The sequence below is a fragment of the Micromonospora sp. NPDC047762 genome (assembly GCF_043204655.1).
Classification (GTDB): Bacteria; Actinomycetota; Actinomycetes; order Mycobacteriales; family Micromonosporaceae; genus Micromonospora.
On record NZ_JBIDCQ010000006.1, the window covers coordinates 174,408 to 191,334 of the forward strand.

Annotated in this window: 18 protein-coding genes; 9 read left to right on the top strand and 9 right to left on the bottom strand. The window is 70.9% G+C overall.

The genetic code is table 11. The features are described from left to right. Genes ACGF3C_RS20065 through ACGF3C_RS20100 form a run of 8 tightly spaced genes read left to right on the top strand, consistent with a single transcriptional unit; the run spans nucleotide 1 to nucleotide 7,896 of the window. Nucleotides 1-819 carry a class I SAM-dependent methyltransferase gene (locus ACGF3C_RS20065; RefSeq protein WP_393223995.1) on the top strand — a complete coding sequence of 273 codons (819 nt, stop codon included), beginning with the start codon at nucleotides 1-3 and terminating at the stop codon, nucleotides 817-819. Next, nucleotides 816-2,015 carry a cytochrome P450 gene (locus tag ACGF3C_RS20070; protein WP_393223997.1) on the top strand — a complete coding sequence of 400 codons (1,200 nt, stop codon included), beginning with the start codon at nucleotides 816-818 and terminating at the stop codon, nucleotides 2,013-2,015. The genes ACGF3C_RS20065 and ACGF3C_RS20070 overlap by 4 nt, the downstream gene beginning before the upstream one ends. Beyond that, nucleotides 2,012-3,118 carry a hypothetical protein gene (locus tag ACGF3C_RS20075; RefSeq protein ID WP_393224000.1) on the top strand — a complete coding sequence of 369 codons (1,107 nt, stop codon included), beginning with the start codon at nucleotides 2,012-2,014 and terminating at the stop codon, nucleotides 3,116-3,118. The genes ACGF3C_RS20070 and ACGF3C_RS20075 overlap by 4 nt, the downstream gene beginning before the upstream one ends. Next, a complete protein-coding gene (locus ACGF3C_RS20080; protein ID WP_393224003.1) occupies nucleotides 3,115-3,852 on the top strand; it encodes a thioesterase II family protein in 738 nt (245 codons plus the stop codon). Before ACGF3C_RS20075 ends, ACGF3C_RS20080 begins: the two co-directional genes overlap by 4 nt. A gap of 5 nt (nucleotides 3,853-3,857) precedes the next feature. Then, nucleotides 3,858-4,562 (top strand): class I SAM-dependent methyltransferase, encoded by a 705-nt coding sequence (locus ACGF3C_RS20085; RefSeq protein WP_393224005.1) that lies wholly within the window; start codon nucleotides 3,858-3,860, stop codon nucleotides 4,560-4,562. A gap of 40 nt (nucleotides 4,563-4,602) precedes the next feature. Further along, nucleotides 4,603-5,928, top strand: a complete 1,326-nt coding sequence (lysA, locus tag ACGF3C_RS20090; RefSeq protein ID WP_393224008.1) for a diaminopimelate decarboxylase — start codon at nucleotides 4,603-4,605, stop codon at nucleotides 5,926-5,928. Beyond that, nucleotides 5,922-7,046: an aminotransferase class I/II-fold pyridoxal phosphate-dependent enzyme gene (locus ACGF3C_RS20095; RefSeq protein ID WP_357233795.1), complete on the top strand. Its 1,125-nt coding sequence runs from the start codon at nucleotides 5,922-5,924 to the stop codon at nucleotides 7,044-7,046. The genes lysA and ACGF3C_RS20095 overlap by 7 nt, the downstream gene beginning before the upstream one ends. Then, a complete protein-coding gene (locus ACGF3C_RS20100) occupies nucleotides 7,039-7,896 on the top strand; it encodes a 2,3,4,5-tetrahydropyridine-2,6-dicarboxylate N-succinyltransferase (RefSeq protein ID WP_393224011.1) in 858 nt (285 codons plus the stop codon). Before ACGF3C_RS20095 ends, ACGF3C_RS20100 begins: the two co-directional genes overlap by 8 nt. A gap of 6 nt (nucleotides 7,897-7,902) precedes the next feature. Here ACGF3C_RS20100 and ACGF3C_RS20105 read toward each other — a convergent pair whose 3' ends face one another. The 4 genes from ACGF3C_RS20105 to ACGF3C_RS20120 form a co-directional block, all read right to left on the bottom strand. Then, a complete protein-coding gene (locus tag ACGF3C_RS20105) occupies nucleotides 7,903-8,673 on the bottom strand; it encodes a BTAD domain-containing putative transcriptional regulator (protein WP_393224014.1) in 771 nt (256 codons plus the stop codon). Nucleotides 8,674-9,289: 616 nt separating this feature from the next. Beyond that, entirely contained in the window at nucleotides 9,290-9,913 is a 624-nt protein-coding gene (locus ACGF3C_RS20110; RefSeq protein WP_393224016.1) for a DUF4241 domain-containing protein, read from the bottom strand. Continuing rightward, on the bottom strand, nucleotides 9,907-10,398 hold the full coding sequence (locus tag ACGF3C_RS20115) for a hypothetical protein (RefSeq protein WP_393224019.1): 492 nt from the start codon (nucleotides 10,396-10,398) through the stop codon (nucleotides 9,907-9,909). The genes ACGF3C_RS20110 and ACGF3C_RS20115 overlap by 7 nt, the downstream gene beginning before the upstream one ends. Before the next feature lie 153 nt (nucleotides 10,399-10,551). After that, nucleotides 10,552-11,301, bottom strand: a complete 750-nt coding sequence (locus ACGF3C_RS20120) for a DinB family protein (RefSeq protein ID WP_357230907.1) — start codon at nucleotides 11,299-11,301, stop codon at nucleotides 10,552-10,554. A 361-nt stretch (nucleotides 11,302-11,662) separates the two neighbouring features. On the opposite strand from ACGF3C_RS20120, the gene ACGF3C_RS20125 reads away from it, so the two are divergent. Further along, on the top strand, nucleotides 11,663-12,226 hold the full coding sequence (locus ACGF3C_RS20125; RefSeq protein ID WP_393224023.1) for a DinB family protein: 564 nt from the start codon (nucleotides 11,663-11,665) through the stop codon (nucleotides 12,224-12,226). 35 nt (nucleotides 12,227-12,261) lie between these two features. Here the strand turns inward: ACGF3C_RS20125 and ACGF3C_RS20130 are convergent, their stop codons facing one another. The 5 genes from ACGF3C_RS20130 to ACGF3C_RS20150 all read right to left on the bottom strand — a co-directional run bounded on the left by ACGF3C_RS20130 (nucleotide 12,262) and on the right by ACGF3C_RS20150 (nucleotide 16,817). Next, nucleotides 12,262-12,915 carry a response regulator gene (locus ACGF3C_RS20130; protein WP_393224026.1) on the bottom strand — a complete coding sequence of 218 codons (654 nt, stop codon included), beginning with the start codon at nucleotides 12,913-12,915 and terminating at the stop codon, nucleotides 12,262-12,264. Further along, the gene (locus ACGF3C_RS20135) at nucleotides 12,912-14,066 is read right to left on the bottom strand and encodes a sensor histidine kinase (RefSeq protein ID WP_393224029.1); all 1,155 of its coding nucleotides are present in this window, start codon (nucleotides 14,064-14,066) and stop codon (nucleotides 12,912-12,914) included. Before ACGF3C_RS20135 ends, ACGF3C_RS20130 begins: the two co-directional genes overlap by 4 nt. A 14-nt stretch (nucleotides 14,067-14,080) precedes the next feature. Next, nucleotides 14,081-14,830 (bottom strand): ABC transporter permease, encoded by a 750-nt coding sequence (locus tag ACGF3C_RS20140; protein WP_393224032.1) that lies wholly within the window; start codon nucleotides 14,828-14,830, stop codon nucleotides 14,081-14,083. Then, nucleotides 14,827-15,723 carry an ABC transporter ATP-binding protein gene (locus ACGF3C_RS20145; protein WP_393224035.1) on the bottom strand — a complete coding sequence of 299 codons (897 nt, stop codon included), beginning with the start codon at nucleotides 15,721-15,723 and terminating at the stop codon, nucleotides 14,827-14,829. Before ACGF3C_RS20145 ends, ACGF3C_RS20140 begins: the two co-directional genes overlap by 4 nt. 98 nt (nucleotides 15,724-15,821) lie before the next feature. Beyond that, on the bottom strand, nucleotides 15,822-16,817 hold the full coding sequence (locus ACGF3C_RS20150; RefSeq protein ID WP_393224038.1) for a DUF418 domain-containing protein: 996 nt from the start codon (nucleotides 16,815-16,817) through the stop codon (nucleotides 15,822-15,824). Nucleotides 16,818-16,927 lie beyond the last annotated feature (110 nt).

Sequence of the window (16,927 nt, forward strand, 5' to 3'; positions counted from 1 at the left end):
ATGACACAGCACTCCGTCCACCAGTCCCGGCCCGACCCCGGGTGGGACGCCGACCGCTACGACCGTCAGTTCGGCTACGTGTCCGCGCTGGCCGGCGGTGTCGTCGAGCTGCTCGCCCCGGTGCCCGGCGAGACCGTCCTCGACCTGGGGTGCGGCACCGGTGAGCTGGCCGCCACGATCGCGGCGCGCGGGGCGCGGGTGATCGCGGTCGACGGCGACCCCGCCATGGTCGCCTCGGCCACCGCCCGCCTGGGATCGGACGTGCTACTCGCGGACGGCCACGACTTCCAGATCGACGAGCAGGTCGACGCGGTGTTCTCCAACGCCGCGCTGCACTGGATGACCCGTCCGGCGGAGGTCGTCGTCGCCGTCCGCCGCGCGCTGCGCCCGGGTGGGCGTTTCGTCGCCGAACTCGGCGGTGCGCACAACGTGGCCGGGATCCTCGCCGCCGTCCGTGCCGCGCTGGCCGAGCAGGGTCTGACCGAGGGCGCGCGGATGCCCTGGTACTTCCCGAGCCCGGGGGAGTACGCCACTCTGCTGGAGGCGCACGGCTTCCAGGTGCTGCGGATGGACTACTTCGCCCGGCCCACCGAGTTGACCGACTGCCCTGGCGGTGTCGCCGACTGGGTCGCCATGTTCGGCGCGGCCCTGATCGGCCATGTGCCGCCGCAGCGGCGCGACGCCGTCCTGGCGCGGATCAACGAGCTGGCCGCGCCGACGTTGCTGCGCGACGGCCGCTGGTACGCCGACTACCACCGGCTGCGCTTCGCCGCCGTGCGGGAGCCGGCCGACGCGCCGGATGCGGCGGTGATGCGGTGACCGCGCCCGCGCGCAACGGCGCCGACCGCGACTTCGGGACGCCCGCGTTCCAGCTCGACCCCTATCCCGTGTACGCGGCGCTGCGGGCGCAGGGCCAGCTCGTCCACTCGACGTCGCGCCGCACCTGGTTCGCCACCGACCACGCCGCCGCCGGGGCGGTACTACGCGACCGGCGTTCCAGTGTGGAGAGTCCGTTCCGGGCGACCCGGGTGCTGTTCGGTCGCACGGTGACCGACGTGGAGGGGGAGGAGCATGTCCGGCTGCGGGCGTTGACCAACCGGAGCTTCTCCGCGTCGGCCATCCCCGGGTACCTCGACGAACTCGTCCCGGCGGCGGTGCGCGGCGTGCTCGACGATCTCGACACGGCGGCCGGTGATGGCCCGGCCGACTACGTGACGGGCTTCGCGAACGCCGTACCGATCCGGGTGATGTCGCGCATCATCGGCCTGCGACCGGCGGACGTGCCGCAGTTCCAGACCTGCAGCGACGCGGTGATCGCCTTCATCGACTCGGCCGATCCGGTGCGCCGACGGGCCGCCGTCGCGGCGTGGGCACGCATGAGCGCCCTGTTGCACAGCCGGGTCGCCGAGCTGCGACCCGCACCGGACGACAGCGTCATCGGCCAGTTGCTGTCCTCCGCCGCGGAGGGCGCCGACGTCGACGACGACGAGATCGTCCGCCAGGTCGGGCTGCTCATCCCCGCCGCCATCGACACGAGCAACCGGCTGATCGCGAACGTGCTGCACACCCTGTGCTCGCGCCCGGAGCTGATGGCGCAGGTCGCCGCGGACGGCACCCTCGTCGAGGCGGTGGTGGACGAGACCCTGCGGTACGAGGCGCCGATCCACAGCACCATCCGGATCTGGGGTGGCGGGGAGCTTCTCGGCCAGGACATCCCGAAGGGTTCGTTGCTGACCGTCCTGCTCGGCTCGGCCAACCGTGACCCGGCGGTGTTCCCGGACCCGGACACGTTCGACCCGGGCCGGCCGGGAAACCAGCGCCTGCTCTCCTTCGGCGCCGGGCGCCACCAGTGCATGGGCCGCCGGATGGCCCTGGCAGAGGTGACCACCGCGCTGCGCCTGCTGCTCGAACGCCGCCCCGGCCTGCGCTTCGCCGACGTCACGCCGAGCCCCGTGCAGGGGCTCAGCTTCCGCTCACCCGCCACCCTCCGCCTCGCCTTCGGGAGACGCCCGTGACCACCACCGTCGACGGTCCCAGGACCGACAGCCCGACGAGCGACGCCGTGACAGTGGCCTTCGTGCCCGAGCCCGTCGCCGTCGCCCACCCGACCCGCGACGTTCCCGGGGTGACCGCCCACCAGTCTGAGGTCACCGGCCGGCACTGGAACGCCGTGGAAAGCGTCTACTACGACTGCCACATCGTCAGCCTGACCCAGCTTCTGCCGCCTCGGCTGCTCGCGGCGTTCCTCCTGGTCGCCGGCGCCCCGACGCTGCGCGCCGAGTGGGGTGGCCTGTCCTGCCGGAACCTTCTCGACGGCGAGGCGGCCCGCGACGCCCTGTTACTGGGGGAGTGGGGCGTGGAAAAGCACCACCTGCCCGTCGACGGTGACATCGAGGTGACGTTGCGCGGCGCCGTGCGCGACCACGGGCACTGCGTCGCCCGCGTCGACAGCTACTACCACGAGCACTTCGACGAGTACTACCTGCGCGAGCACCGCACCAACGGGCACAAGGTGACGGTCGTCGACTTCGACGAGAACTCGTACCTCGGCATCGACAACGTCGGCGTCCGTACCCTGGTGCTGCGCTTCGATCGGGCCCTGTTCGTCGAGGCGGTCCGCTCCAACCTGTTCCACGTCTACGACAAGCACGACTCGCTCTACCGGCTGCACCTGGGCGAGCGGACCCAGACCGCCCTGGCCGACGGGACGGTTCACCGTCGTGAACGCGCCGCCGTCGACGCCCTTCTCGCCGACCGGCGGACGCTGCCCCAGCAGCTGTCCCGGTACCGCGACGCGTTCGTGCCGGCGCTCACCGCACCCGGCCAGCGCCGGCACGCGCAACTGACCAACACGTACCACTCGGCGCTGATGATCGAGCGGGCGTACCTGGCGGTGGCGGAGGCGTACCGGCGAACCGGCGAACCGTGGACGGGGCTGGCCGGTGACGGCGAGCCGTTCATCGAAGGGCTCGCCGCCGCCACGAAAAGTTGGCGCGCGCTGAAGATGCTGTGCCGCACGGCGCTCAGCGGGGGGACCGTGGCCGACCGTACCCTGGTCGCCGCCTTCGACCGGATGTACGCCGCCGAGCTCGCCGTCCCGGCGACCGCGACACCGTGACCGTCGCGGCGAGCCGGCTGTTCCTGCTGCCCCCCGCGGGTGGCTCGGCCGGCGTCTTCCGCGGTTGGGATGACCGCCTCGGGGAGCTGCTGGGCGACGCCCTGTCGGTCGTCGCACCGGAGCTGCCGGGCCGCGGCGCGCGGATCGCCGAGCGGCCGCCGCCCGAGGTCGACGGCTACGTGCGGGACCTGGACCAGCGGTACGCGCCCGCCCCCGGCGAACGGTGGGCCGTCGTCGGCCACAGCTTCGGCGCCCTGCTCGCCGCGTCCTGGGCGGCGGTCGCCCACCAGGCGGGCAGGGGCCCCGCCCTGGTGGTGGTCAGTGGTGCCGCAGCGCCGTGGCGGCACAGCACGGCAGCTCTCCTCGACGGCACCGCCGACGAGATCTGGGACCGGGTGGGTGCCCTCGGCGGTCTGCCGGCGCAGATCCGGGCGACGCCGCTGGGCCGGCGGCTCGTCGAGCGGGCCCTCGTCGGCGACGTGCGGGCATCGGCCCGCTACCGGCCGGTCGGGCCGGCGCCGGTCGGCTGCCCCGTCCTGGCGGTTCGCGGCGCCGACGACCCGCTCGTCACCGACGAGTTGACGACCGCCTGGTCGGCCCTCACGACCGCCGCATTCACCTTCCGGGTCCTGCCCGGAGGCCACTTCTACCGCTGCGGCATGGAGGACCTGGTGCCGTTGCTCGCGGACGTCCTGTCCGCACCGACCCTGCCGGCTACTGCCGAACGAAGGTGACCGCTGTGACCATCGAGACCACCGACACCCGACCGGACCAACTCGCCGACCTCGCCGACTTCTACCGCTCGCGGTCCGGCGACGACGTCAGCCTCTTCGACATCTGGGAGACCGGGGGCGCGCGCGGCGACTCGGTCACCCCCTCCACCCACTCGCCGGCCTATCGGACCTGGATGCTGGAGCTGCTCAACGGCGAGCTGACGCGGGCCGGCAGCCGCCGGTTGGTCAGCCTGGGCAGCGGCAACGCGGTGGTGGAGGGTCACCTGGCCGCGGCCGGGGTCGAGGTGCTGGCAGTGGACGCGATGGCCGAGGCCGTCACCATGTCAACGGCCAAGGGCGTGCGGTCGATCGAAGCCGACGTGACGACCTGGACGCCGACCGACCCGTGGCCGGTGGCCTATCTCGACGGGTTGCTCGGCCACCTCTACGACGCCCGTACCGCAACCTTGCCGATCATGGCGCACGTCCGGAGCTGGCTCGGCGTGGACGGCCGCGGCATCCTCGTGGCCTCCAACGACGCCACCCGCGACGGCAGCCGGGTCCAGGCGGCACCGGGGGTGACCGGCTTCCACTGGCTCGCCGTCGACTACCTGCGGGAGCAGGCTCAGCTGGCCGGCTTCGACGACGTCAGCATGGACAGCTACGTCTACCGACGCCCCCTCTCTGGCGACCGCGTCCGCTCGGTGATCATCGCCCGGTTCGGCTACTGACCCCGAATCACCCGCCCCTGGCAGAAAGCGAGCCCGACAGATGCCCGTGAGCCCCGCGTTCCAGGCACGTCTGGACGACGCCCTACCGCGCGCCGTCGAGCGTTTCGGCACACCGTTCCACCTCTACGACGAGCAGGGCATCGACGACACCTGTACGGCCTTCGACCGGGCGTTCCGGTCGGTGGGCTACACCGAGTACTTCGCGGTCAAGGCGCTGCCCAATCCGGCGATCCTGCGCATCCTGGCCCGGCACGGCTTCGGCTTCGACGTCAGCTCGGGTCCCGAGCTGACACTGGCGCTGCGGGCCGGCGCTCGGGGCCGGCAGATCTGCTTCAACTCGAACAACACCAGCCGGGCGGAGCTGACCGCGGCACTGCGCGCGGACGCGCTGATCACCGTCGACGACGCAACGGTCCTTGAGAAGATCGCGGAACTGGGCGCCGTGCCGGACACCCTGGCGTTCCGGGTCAACCCGGGCGACGACGCGCACCGGGGTTCCCGCCGGCACGCGGACACCTTCCTCGGCGACCCGGCCGACGCCAAGTTCGGCGTCCCCGCCGACCGGCTTACCGACGTGGTGGCGCGCGCCATGACGCTCGGGGTCCGCACCGTGGGCCTGCACATGATGCTGGCCTCCAACTCGCTCACCGCAGCGCCGGTGCTGCTCACCCTCGAACTGCTGCTGGAGCAGGTCCTCGCCCTGCACCGCGACACGGGCGTCGCGGTGCGGACGCTGAACCTGGGCGGTGGCATCGGTATCCCTTACCGGCCGGGCGAACCGACCGCCGACATCGACGCGCTCGGCCGGGCGCTCCGCGAGCGTCTCGACCGGTGGCAGCAGGAGTACGGCCTGCCCGCGCCGCGTCTGTGTTTCGAAAGCGGCCGTTTCATCACCGGACCGCACGGGGTGCTCGCCACCCGGGTGGTGAACCGGATGTCCAAGTGGCGCGAGTACGCCGGGGTGGACGCCAGCATGACGGCGCTGATGCGTCCGGCGCTCTACCGCGACGCGTACCACCACATCACGGTGCCCTTCGCGCGGGCGGCCGGGCCCACCGAGCCGGTGGACGTGACCGGGCCGCTGTGTGAGAACAACGACCGGTTCGGCAGGGACCGCCCGTTGCCGGCGCTGCGTGAGGGTGATCTGCTGCTGATCCACGACACCGGTGCGCACGGCCATTCGATGGGCTTCACCTACAACGGTCGCCTGCGTCCGCAGGAGCTGCTTCTGCGCCGCGACGGCAGCATCGAGATGATCCGCCGGGCCGAGGATGAACACGACCACTTCGCCACCCTCGAGTTCCCGCCCGCCGTGGTGCCCGCCCCCGCGCTGGTGACCATGGCCGGCGTTGCCGTGCCGTGCTGAGCGCCCCGCCGTCGCGCGAGGAGCTGCTCGACCTGGCGCGCGGGTCGGGGTCGGCACTGCTCGACCTGTCGCTGGGGGTTCCCGCCGATCCGCCGCCGGTGACACCCGGCGAGCCACCCGGGCAGGAACCGGCCGGCTATCCACCCAGTGCCGGGACCGATGAGCTGCGGCTGGCGGCCGCCGGCTACCTGCGCCGCCGGTTCGGGGTCGCGCTCGCACCGGACGCCGTCGCGGCCTGCGCCGGGGCCAAGGAGTTCATCTCCACCCTGCCGCTGTTCCTGCGCGACGCCGGACTCGTCCCGCCGGGGCGTGACACGGTGCTCGTCCCGCAGCTCTGCTACCCCGCGTACGAGAACGGGGCGCGTCTCGCCGGCTTCGCCACCCACCGGGTACCGGCCGACGCCGATCACCGCATGCGGCCCGACCTGCTGCCTGCCGCGGTACGCGACCGCGCGCTGTGCCTGTGGGTGAACAGCCCGAGCAACCCCACCGGTGCGCTCGAACCGTTGGACACCGTGGTCGCCTGGGGCCGACGGTACGGCGTGCTCGTGATCTCCGACGAGGCGTACACCGAGTCGACCTGGTCCGGGTCGCCACGGACCGCGTTGGCGCACGGCGCCGCCGGGGTCCTCGCCGTGCACAGCCTGTCGAAGCGGTCGAACAGCCCGGGGCTGCGCGTCGGCTTCTACGCCGGCGATCCCGCCGTGGTCGAGCGGTTGGTGCCGTGCCGCCGCGCGGCCGGGCTGATGGCGGGCGCGGCCGCCCAGCGGTCGGCCGCGTACCTGCTCGGCGACGACGAGCACGCCCGGATCCAGTACGAGCGAGGCGCCACCCGGGTGGCCGACCTGGTGCGACTGCTCACCGTCAACGGGGCGGCGGCACGGAGTCCCGACGGTGGCTTCTTCGTGTGGACCGCCGCCCCGGGCGGCGACGGCGACACCTGGGCGAGGAGCCTTGCCAGTCGCGCCGGCATCGTGGTGATGCCCGGCGGCGCATACGGTCCGGCGGGTCGGGGACATGTCCGCTTCGCCGCCGTCCGCGACATCGCCGAGATCACCCCCCGGGCGGGTGCCCTGGGACCACTTGATTCCGACCAGAGAAGGGCGGCGCATGTCTGACGCCACTGTCGTGCCGAACGCCCCGACCGGGGCGCCCCTGCCGGCCGAGATCGACGAGCTGTGGGACCGTCGGGACACGGTGACCCCCGACGATCCGGCCGGCCACGCCGTCGTCACCGCCGCGGTGGACCAACTGGACAGCGGGGTGAGTCGGGTCGCCGCCGTCGATCCGGTCACCGATGAGGTGGTCGTGGACCAGCGGGCGAAACGCGCCATCCTGCTGGCCTTCCGGGTCCTCGGGCTTGAGCCGTCCGAGGCCGGGCCGTTCCGGTACCACGACCGGCTGCCACTCAAGCGCTCCTTCGACGGGGTGCGGGTGGTGCCCGGCGCTATCGCCCGATGGGGCAGCCATCATGCGCCCGGGGTGGTGCTGATGCCCTCGTACACCAACATCGGCGCCTGGGTGGGAGCCGGCACCATGGTGGACACCTGGGCCACTGTGGGCTCGTGCGCGCAGATCGGCCGCAACGTCCACCTCTCCGGCGGGGTGGGCATCGGCGGGGTGTTGGAGCCGGCCTCCGCGGTACCGGTCGTGGTGGAGGACGAGGCATTCGTCGGTTCCCGGTCGATCGTGGTGGAGGGGGGCCGGGTGCGGCGCGGCGCCAAGCTCGGCGCCGGCGTCATCCTGACGGCCAGCACCCGTGTCTTCGACGCGGAGACCGGGGTGGAACTGCCGCGCGGGCAGGCACCCGCGTGGTCGGTCTGCGTCGGCGCGACCCGGTCCAGGTCGTTTCCCGGTGGTGAGTTCGGCATGCCCTGCCTGCTGGTGTTGCGCCGACTCGCCGAGGGGCAGACTTTCGACAAGGTCGCCATCGACGAGCTCTTCCGAAGCCACGGCGTGGCCACCTGACCGGCGCTATCGAACGCCGGCCAGTACCGCGCCGTCGTTGGCCACCGTCCCGCCGGCGAGCACCGCGCACTGGGCTGCCTGCAGCAGGGGGCCCGGGTCGACGCCTAGTTCCTCGGTGAGGATCCGCCGCCCCGCCTGGTAGACGTCGAGCGAGTCGGCCTGGCGACCCGAGCGACACAGCGCGATCATCAGCTGGGCCCGAAGCCGCTCCCGCAGCGGATACCGGGCGACCAGGCCGGTCAGCTCGCAGACCAGCCGGCCGTGCTCCCCGAGCAGGAGGTCGGCCTCCGCGCGGCCCTCCAGGGCCTCGAGCTGCAGCTCCTCCAGTCGTGGCCGTTCGGCTGCCGCCAGGTGGGAGGTGACGTCGGTGAGGGCGTCTCCGCGCCAGAGGAGCAGGGCGCGGCGCAGTTGCGGCGCGGCCCGTTCGGGATGCCCCTGGGCCAGCGCCTGCCGGCCTGCGGTCGTGAGGCGCAGGAATTCGGCATAGTCGACCCGCAGGTGCTCACTGATCAGCCGGTAGCCCCGCCCGACCCGCAGCAGCGGCACCTCGCGGCCCAGCTCGCGGCGCAGCCGGGAGGCGTAGGTGTGCAGTTGTCCGATGGCGGTGGTGGGCGGCCGGCTGCCCCACAGCAGCTCACTGAGCCGGTCGTCGCCGACCGCGCCGTCTCTGGCGAGTAGGAGGACGGCGAGCACCGTGCGAGGCTTGGTGCCCCCCAGGTCGCTCTCCCGCATGGTCGTGGTCTGGCCGCCGGACCGGTCGTCGACGCGCGCCCGCACTGGCCCTAGAATATTGATGTCCATATGTTCTTCCCCCGATTTGCGCACCACGGACCGTCACGCGTTGGCGTCCGTGACCGTTCTGCCGGCCACCGGGCGACATCGTTGTGAGCGGTGGCGTGCTCACGGTAGGTCGGCGATGGCAAGGGCCGTGGCCTCGCCCGTGCGTCACACGAGTCCACTGTGGCGCGATTCGCGGTACATGTCGGGGCGGCTGGTCGGATCGGCGGGAAGGACGGTTGTGAGCAGGGGTCCGATCGGGTATGCCCCGTCGGTGGGCGGCGCCGCCCCTGGTCGGCCGACGGCGGCGTCCTCTCCGGGATCCGTGTCACAGCCCCCTGGCCGGCCCGCAACGGGCTCTGGGGACGACCCGACCGCAGGGGAGATCAGTCCGGTGCCAGGATGCCGGTCCCCGCGCCGGCTGCGCACCCGTGGCCCGACATGCGGGAAGTGTTCGACATCCGACAGGAGTCCACCAGGCGGGCGGCGACGCTGATTATGGTCGCGGGCGCACCGCGTGGACGCCCTCATGGTCCGCGACAAGGATGCGGAGTGTGCGCTTGATCGTGCCAGGAAACGACGCCGCGGAGGGCGAAGTGCAGCGGCAGCGGTTGGATCAGACTTCTGCCGTCTGGTCCGGGATGACCAGAAAATCGGTGACGTAACTGGTCACCTCGCCGTCGGCGCCAAAACCAATGAAGGTCGGGTAGATGCCGTCGCCCCACCCGGAGCTGACGATGATCACGTTGGCTCCGGTCGCTTCATCCACGATCGCATCGACAGCGGCTGGTGCGGGTGGCACCTGCGCCGGGATGAAGACCTCGTCCACCGGGTCGACCTCCCATCGAGCCAGCGCCCGCACGGCCACCACCTCCGCCAGTGTCCCCACGCCCGCGTCGACGGGATAGCCGAAGAACCCGTCCGCTCCCAGGTCGACGGGCTCCTGCCCGTCCGTCAGCGCCAGCTCCCAGCGCACCGTCGGCCGATCCCTCACAACGAGCTGAAGGGCGGCCGTACGGTCCTGCGATCCGCTCCCGCTCTGGTGGATCGTCGCAACCCACGCGGCCAGCCGATACCGGCCAGGAGTGACCGTGACCGTGAACGGTGCCGCCGTGTCGGGGGCAATCAGCGGATCGCAACCGACGACCTGACCACTCGGCAGCGTCACCGTGCCGGCCGGATGCGCCTTGATCACGTACTCAACGTCGCCGTGGGTGATCCGAGCACCGTCGATCAACATTTCTCGTCCTTGCGAGCCGGGCGGATCAGGAGCAGGCCCAGGTCGGTGAACAGTTGCTCGCTGCCCTGGCCGGACAAGCCCTTGTCGGTGACCACGGTGGTGCCCGGGGCGGGCTGGTTAGCGGGCTGGCGGGCCAGAATCTGGCGGGTCGCTTCGCGTTCGCCGAACAGTTTGGGGTTGGCCAGGCCGAACCCGGTGACGGTGCCGTCGGCGGTGGTGATCAGCAACAGTTTGACCCCCCAGTACCAGCGGCTGTGCGCCGACTCGTAGCCGTAGCCGGCCCAGCCGAACAGATCCGAGCGTTGGCTGGTGGTGCGTGGCTGCCCGCAGGGGATCGGGGTGGCGTCCATCAGGCGCAGCGGTTCAGCGGATGCATAGGTGTGTTCGGCCAGCCACCGCAGCTCGGCCTCCATCAGCGTGGCGGCCTGCTTGAGACGCTGGTTGTACTCGCTTTGCGCCAGCAGCCGGGGGAACAGGTGGCCCACCCGGGCCGGCGCTACCCGCAGCCAGTGCCGTTCATCGTTGTACCGCAGCAGGACCTGCGCGACGTGTCACACCTACCACATCAACACCACCGGCGAATTCTGCGTTTGGCCAAACGAGTACGCGGACGGTGTAGCAGTGGGCCTCCCGGAGCATCACGCATACTCCTGTTCCAGGATGGCCAGGTCGCGGTCGGCGAACTGCACGTGCGCCCACTGGTCGCTGAAGATGACTTGCAGGCACTTGACCGCCGTACGTTCGGCGGGCGGCGGGCAGCCGATCGCGGTGTTCGGCCCCCGCACGCGATCCAGCTCCTCCTGCGTGACCTGCGCCAGATATGCGCGCAGATCGGCGATCCGCTCGGCGCGCACGGCGAGGATTTCGCCGAGGGTGGGCGCGGCCGACTCGTCGATGCCGAACTCGGTGCCGTTGGTGGTGAACGATGCGGGTACGCCGATCGGATGGAACGGGTTCGGGCGAAGGGCCGCCGCGTGGCCATACCAGGCGTCCACGACGAAGATCGTGTGACGCAGGGTTTGGGCGAGCGACCATTCGTCGTTCACTGATCTGTGGACGGCTTCCTCTGGCAGCACGCTTGCGCGTCGCAGCGTCGCTTGCCACAGCTCCTCGATGACATCCACCGCATCGCACATCGTCTCGGGTGTGGTTGGCTGCAGTCGAAGCCGTTCGGGGTGCAGGCGATCCAGCTCGGCCTCGATCAATGGCATGACCTCCACGCCGTTGACGCGCAGGCCGTCGATCGCTCCGTCGATGTCGGCGTCCAACAGCAGCACGCCACGCATCCGGGCGCCGCCGAGATCCACCTCGCGGAAGGTTGCGCTGGCCATTGACAGGTCGATGAACTCCGCACCCTCGTAGTCGGGCCGCTGCACGAATCGCGTCATCGGCACATCGTAGGGGCCCGGTACGACAAGACCACCAAATCAAGATCCCAGCATTGGGCTGCCCGGAGGTTTCCGGACAGGGGTTCCATTCGGGACCATTGACCGGGAGCGGAGGAGATAATAGTGGCACGAGTGAAGAGGAGAAATACCGGTCAACGATCTAGGAACTGGCCGGGATCATGCCAAGGTCGGCTGTCACCCATCGTCACCGGGCTCGTCGTACCGTCAAGGCCGGCTGTCGTGCATGTCCTGGGACGGATCGGATCGGGCGACATTCGCTTCTGGCCGATGCGCGAACGACGAACAAATTCCGCGTGGCGGCCGTCGAATTCGGGGCACCGCAACTCGCTTGACTGGTGCGGTGCGCCCGCGATTGGGTGGCGCCGTGAGTAAACTGTGGACCGACCCTGAGGACGACCCCAGAGCCTTCGGTCAGCCCGTCGGCGAAAAGGCCACCTACCGGGAGTACCTCGGCAACTACCGTCTCACCATAGAAATGAAGTGCGACGGACTGGACGCTGAGCAGCTCGGCCGACGCTCGGTGCCGCCCAGCACCCTGAGCCTGCTCGGCCTGGTCCGCCATCTGGCTCAGATGGAGCACCAATGGTTCCAGCGTGTACTCCAAGGACGGACCGACACGCCGTGCCTTTACCAGCACGAGGAAGACCCGGATTGGGACTTCGGGGGTGCGGTCGCCGATCCGGCGGTGGTGAAGGACGCCTTCGCGACCTGGAAGGCCGAGATCGCCAAGGCCGACGAATGGCTCGATGCCCTCGATGAGGCCGACCTGGGCCGTGAGGTACCGGTCGACGGTGGCAGCCACGCCACGCGCGACGTGCTCCTCCACGTGATCGAGGAGTACGCGCGGCACGCTGGTCACGCCGACCTCCTGCGCGAGTGCATCGACGGGCGAACCGGCGTGTGACCCACCGGGGCGATGGGTCACCACCCTTGCGCCGGTCAGCGAGGGTGGACCAGGCCGTTGTCGTACGCGAAGATCACCGCCTGGATCCGGTCGCGGGCGCCGATCTTGAACAGGACCCGTCCGACGTGCTTCTTCACCGTCGACTCGGTCAGCGTGAAGCGTTCGGCGATCTCGGTGTTTGTGGCGCCCTGGCCGATCGCTTCGAGCACCTCGCGCTCCCGCTCGCTCAGCGCCCCCAGGCGGGGATCCTCGGACGTGGCCGGCGCCGATTCCTGCAGGTAGGCGTCCATCAGCTTGCGGGTCAGGCTGGGAGCGACCACCGAGTCGCCGGCAGCCACGGCGCGGATGGCCGCGATGAGCTCTTCGGGCCGGGCGTCCTTGAGCAGGAAACCGCTCGCGCCGGCCCGCAGCCCGGCATAGACGTATTCGTCCAGTTCGAAGGTGGTCAGGATCAGGACGCGGGTGCGCGAGCCGGCCGCCGTTATGCGACGGGTCGCCTCGATGCCGTCCATGCCGGGCATGCGTACGTCCATCAGCACCACGTCGGGGCGGCTCTGGTCGATCATCCGGACCGCCTCGGCGCCGCCCGAGGCCTCGCCGACGACGGTCATTCCGGGTGTTCCGTCGAGCAGCATCTTGAAGCCCATGCGCTGCAGCGGTTGGTCGTCGGCGATCAGCACGGTTGTCATGCGGGCTCCTTGAGGACGACGTCGACCACCCAGCCGTGCTCTGCCGGGCCGGCGGTCACCACCCCGCCGTACATGGCCCCGCGCTCACGCATGCCGAGCAGACCGTGGCTCGGGGCGGCGGGGGCGCCCCGGCCGTTGTCGCGCACGCGGACCCGTACCTCTCCGTCGGAGACACTGAGACTCACGTCGGCGGTCGCGCCCCGTCCGGCGTGTTTGAGGATGTTGGTGAGCGCTTCCTGGACGATGCGGTAGACCGCGAGCTGCAGCCCCTTGCTGAGGGTGTGCAGCTCACCCGAGGTGGAGTAGGTGACTGGCAGCCCGGCTGCCCGCACGCTCGGCAGCAGTCGGTCGAGGTCGTCGATGTCGGGCTGCGGCCTCAGCTGCGGGTCGGTGTCCTCCCCGCGCAGCACGCCCAGCACCCGGCGCAGCTCCGCGAGCGCCTGGCGGCCGGTTTCGCCGATCAGCCGGAGCGGTTCGGCGGTCTGCTCCTGCCGCGATCTGGCGAGGGCGGCGCTGCCGTCGGCGAGGCCGACGATCACCGACACGTGGTGGCCGACGATGTCGTGCATCTCCCGGGCCACCCGGGCCCGCTCCTCAGCGACGGCCAGGCGGGCCTGCTGATCCCGTTCGATTTCGAGGCGGGCGGCCCGATCCTCCAGGGCGATGAGGTACGCCCGGCGGGTGCGCACCGCGACGCCGGACGCGACCGCCGCCACTGTCGCCCCGAGAGCCAGCAACGACGTGAGGGTGCGGTTCTGCGTGACCGACCCGAACAGGTAGATCTCAGCGAGAAGCTGGGCCACCGTGATCCCGGACGCCCAGGCCAGCGACCGCCAGGTACCTCGGGAGGCCACCCCGAAGAGCACCACCAGCAGGATCACCCCGGCGCCGACGCTGATGCCTAGCCCGCTGAGGAGCAGGTCGGTGGCTACGGTGGCCAGGAACGCCGGGAACGGGTACCGCCGCCGCCAGTAGAGCGGTGGCAGCAGCACCAGGGTCGCGATGGTCGCCGACAGGGGTTTCTCGATGATGTTCGGGATGCTGAAGAGCACGATCGGGACGGCTACCAGGGTGTCCGTCACCCACGGGTGGCGCCGGTCGAACGCCCGCAGCCGTGCCTGCCGGTCCACGAGCCATCCCTGCGTGCTCATCGCCCGAGTCTCCCTTACGCGTCGGTCTTCTTGAGCCGATAAGCGGCGGCAGCGAGCGTCACGACCACGTACCCGGCGAAGACCGCGAGACCGGCCCACGGACCCAGCGTGCCGTCCGTGGGAGTCAGCGCCATCACGGCGCCGCCCGCGTTGCTGGGGAGGTACGGGGTGACGGCATCGGCGATCGAGTCTGGCAGCAGCGGGGCCAGACCGGGCACGATCAGCAGCAGGCCGGCCAGGATGGTGATGGCGCCGGCGCTGGAACGGACGAGCATGCCGAGCGCGACGCCGAGCACCGCGACCAGGCCGAGGTAGACGCCGGCACCGATCAGGGCCCGCAGCACACCGTCGTCACCGAGGCCCAAGGCGTCGACGTTGTCGTTGAGTACGGCCGACCCTGCCGCGAAAGCGGCGAAAGCGCCGACGGTCATCGTGACGAAGGCGGCCAAGCCAGCCACGAGGCTCTTCGACCACAGCACCGGCAACCGGCGCGGCACCGCGGCGAGGGTCGCCCGGATCATGCCGGTGGTGTATTCGCTCGCGCCCAGCAGCACGCCGAGCACACCGACGGAAAGGGCGGCCAGGATGCTGCCGGACAGGACCAGGCCCACCGAGCTCATGTTGTCGCCCGAGAAGGACGCCGAGGCGATCATGCCGAAGGCGATCAGGAGGAAGACGGAAATGCCGGTCGTGATCCAGGTGGAGCGCAGGGAGGAGAACTTGGTCCATTCGGCGGCGACGACGCCACCAGGGGTGATCTTCATCGGGCGGCCTCGTATTCAACAGCGTCGCGGGTCAGGTCCATGAACGCCTCTTCCAGCGAGGCGTTCTGCGGGGTGAGCTCGAACAGCGGGATGCCGCGGGCAGCCGCGGCCAGCCCGATCACGCGGGCGGAGGCGCCGGCGACGAGCAGTTCCTCGGCACCTGTCGAGGTGACCGTGATGCCCGGGCCGGCAATCGTCGTGCGCAGCGCGTCCGGGGCGGGAGTGACGACCCGGACCCCCTCGGCGGTCACGAAGTCGGCCACGGTGGTGTCGGCCAGCAGCCTGCCCCGGCCGATGATGACCAGGTGGTCCGCGATCCGCGAGACCTCGCTCATCAGGTGCGAGGACAGCATCACGGTGCGGCCTTCAGCGGCCAGGCCGGTGAGCAGGTTGCGCACCCAGAGGACACCCTCGGGATCGAGACCGTTTACCGGCTCGTCGAGCATCACCACGGCCGGGTCGCCGAGCAGCGCGGCGGCGATGCCGAGCCGCTGGCCCATGCCGAGGGAGAATGCGCCGACCCGCTTGTGGGCGACGGCCGCGAGGCCGACCAGGTCGAGCACCTCATCGACGCGCGAGCGCGAAATGCCGTTCGTCCGAGCCATGGAGAGCAGGTGGCTGATCGCCGTGCGCCCCGGGTGCACGGCCTTGGCCTCGAGCAGAACGCCGATCTCGTGCAGCGGTGCCTTCGACGATGTGTAGGGCTTGCCGTTGACCAGCACGTCACCCGAGGTCGGCGCATCGAGACCGACGATCATCCGCATGGTCGTCGACTTGCCGGCGCCGTTGGGTCCGAGGAAGCCGGTGACCTGTCCGGGCTTCGCGGTGAATGACAGCTGGTCGACGACAGTCTTCGCGCCGTACCGCTTGGTTACCTCGCGTACCTGAATCATGCTCACCACGCTAGGTCTGGGCGCAGCCCTCATCGTGGTACCGGGGTCGGCTCTTCCGACCCGCCGGTGGTACCCAGGTTCTATCGGCCGTCGCCGCGTCAGGCGCGGCGGATCGGCACCCGCTGCCACCAGGTGAGGCACCGCCAGAGCCATTCGAGCGGGCCGTACCGGAACCAGCGCAGCCACAACACGCTGAAGATCGCCTGCACGACTCCGATCGCCACGCCCAGTCCGACGACGGCCGAGTAGGAGGACCGGGAGCCGATCTCGAGCAGCGCGTCACCGGCCACGATCAGGAACGACGCGGCGACATAGTTGGTGAGCGCCACCCGACCGAGCGGCGACAGCAGCGCGCCGAGCGGCCGTCGCAGAGCGGTTCGCATCAGCAGCAGGAACCCGACGGTGAAGAGGAAGGCGAAGGCGAGGCCGGCCGGCAGGATGCGGTAGTTGGCGGTCGGGCCGACTCCAGCCCGGAGCTGCAACCAGCCCATGACCGCAGCTACCGGAACCGCGACGGCGAAGGCGACCGCGAGGTGCCGGCCCCGCGATGGCAGCGTGTCCGGGATGCCGTACTCCGCGATCGCCAGGCCGAGCAGGAAGAGCCCCGGGATGATGAAGACACCGTTGAAGGTCAGCGCGGCGGCGAGGGTCAACACGATGCCCAGCCCGAGCACCCAGCGCCGGGACAGGTACGACGCCGGCAGGAGCACGACCAGCCCGAACACGGCGTAGAACTTCAGCACCTCGCCGGGCTGGATCACTGTGTGCAGCGCGCCGAAGAGGCCCAGCCAGAGCAGCCGGCGCAGCAGCACCAGTCGGGGCCGGTCGGTGCGCCGAGCCGCCGTCCGCAGGAAGAGCGAGAAGCTGATCCCGAAGAGCAGCGAGAAGATCGGGAACGGCCGCTGGACGAAGAGCAGCTCCCAGAGGTACGCGCCGACGTGCTCACCAGCAGGCCCGGAAACCCGGGTCAGGTGGGTCATCTGGACGATGTTGAACATGACGATGCCGAGGAGCGCGAGCCCACGCAGCGCGTCAAGTTCGTCGATGCGGTGGGGCCCAGCCGGTTGCGCCACGGGATCGGTCGAGTGTGCCATCCGTCAATGCCACCGCGGTCGTGTCCGGTCGGGACAGCCCCCGGAGGTCGCCTCCGCGACCTACCTTCGTCGCGTCCCCCGGTTCCTTCGTCGCTACTCCTGTTGCTCGC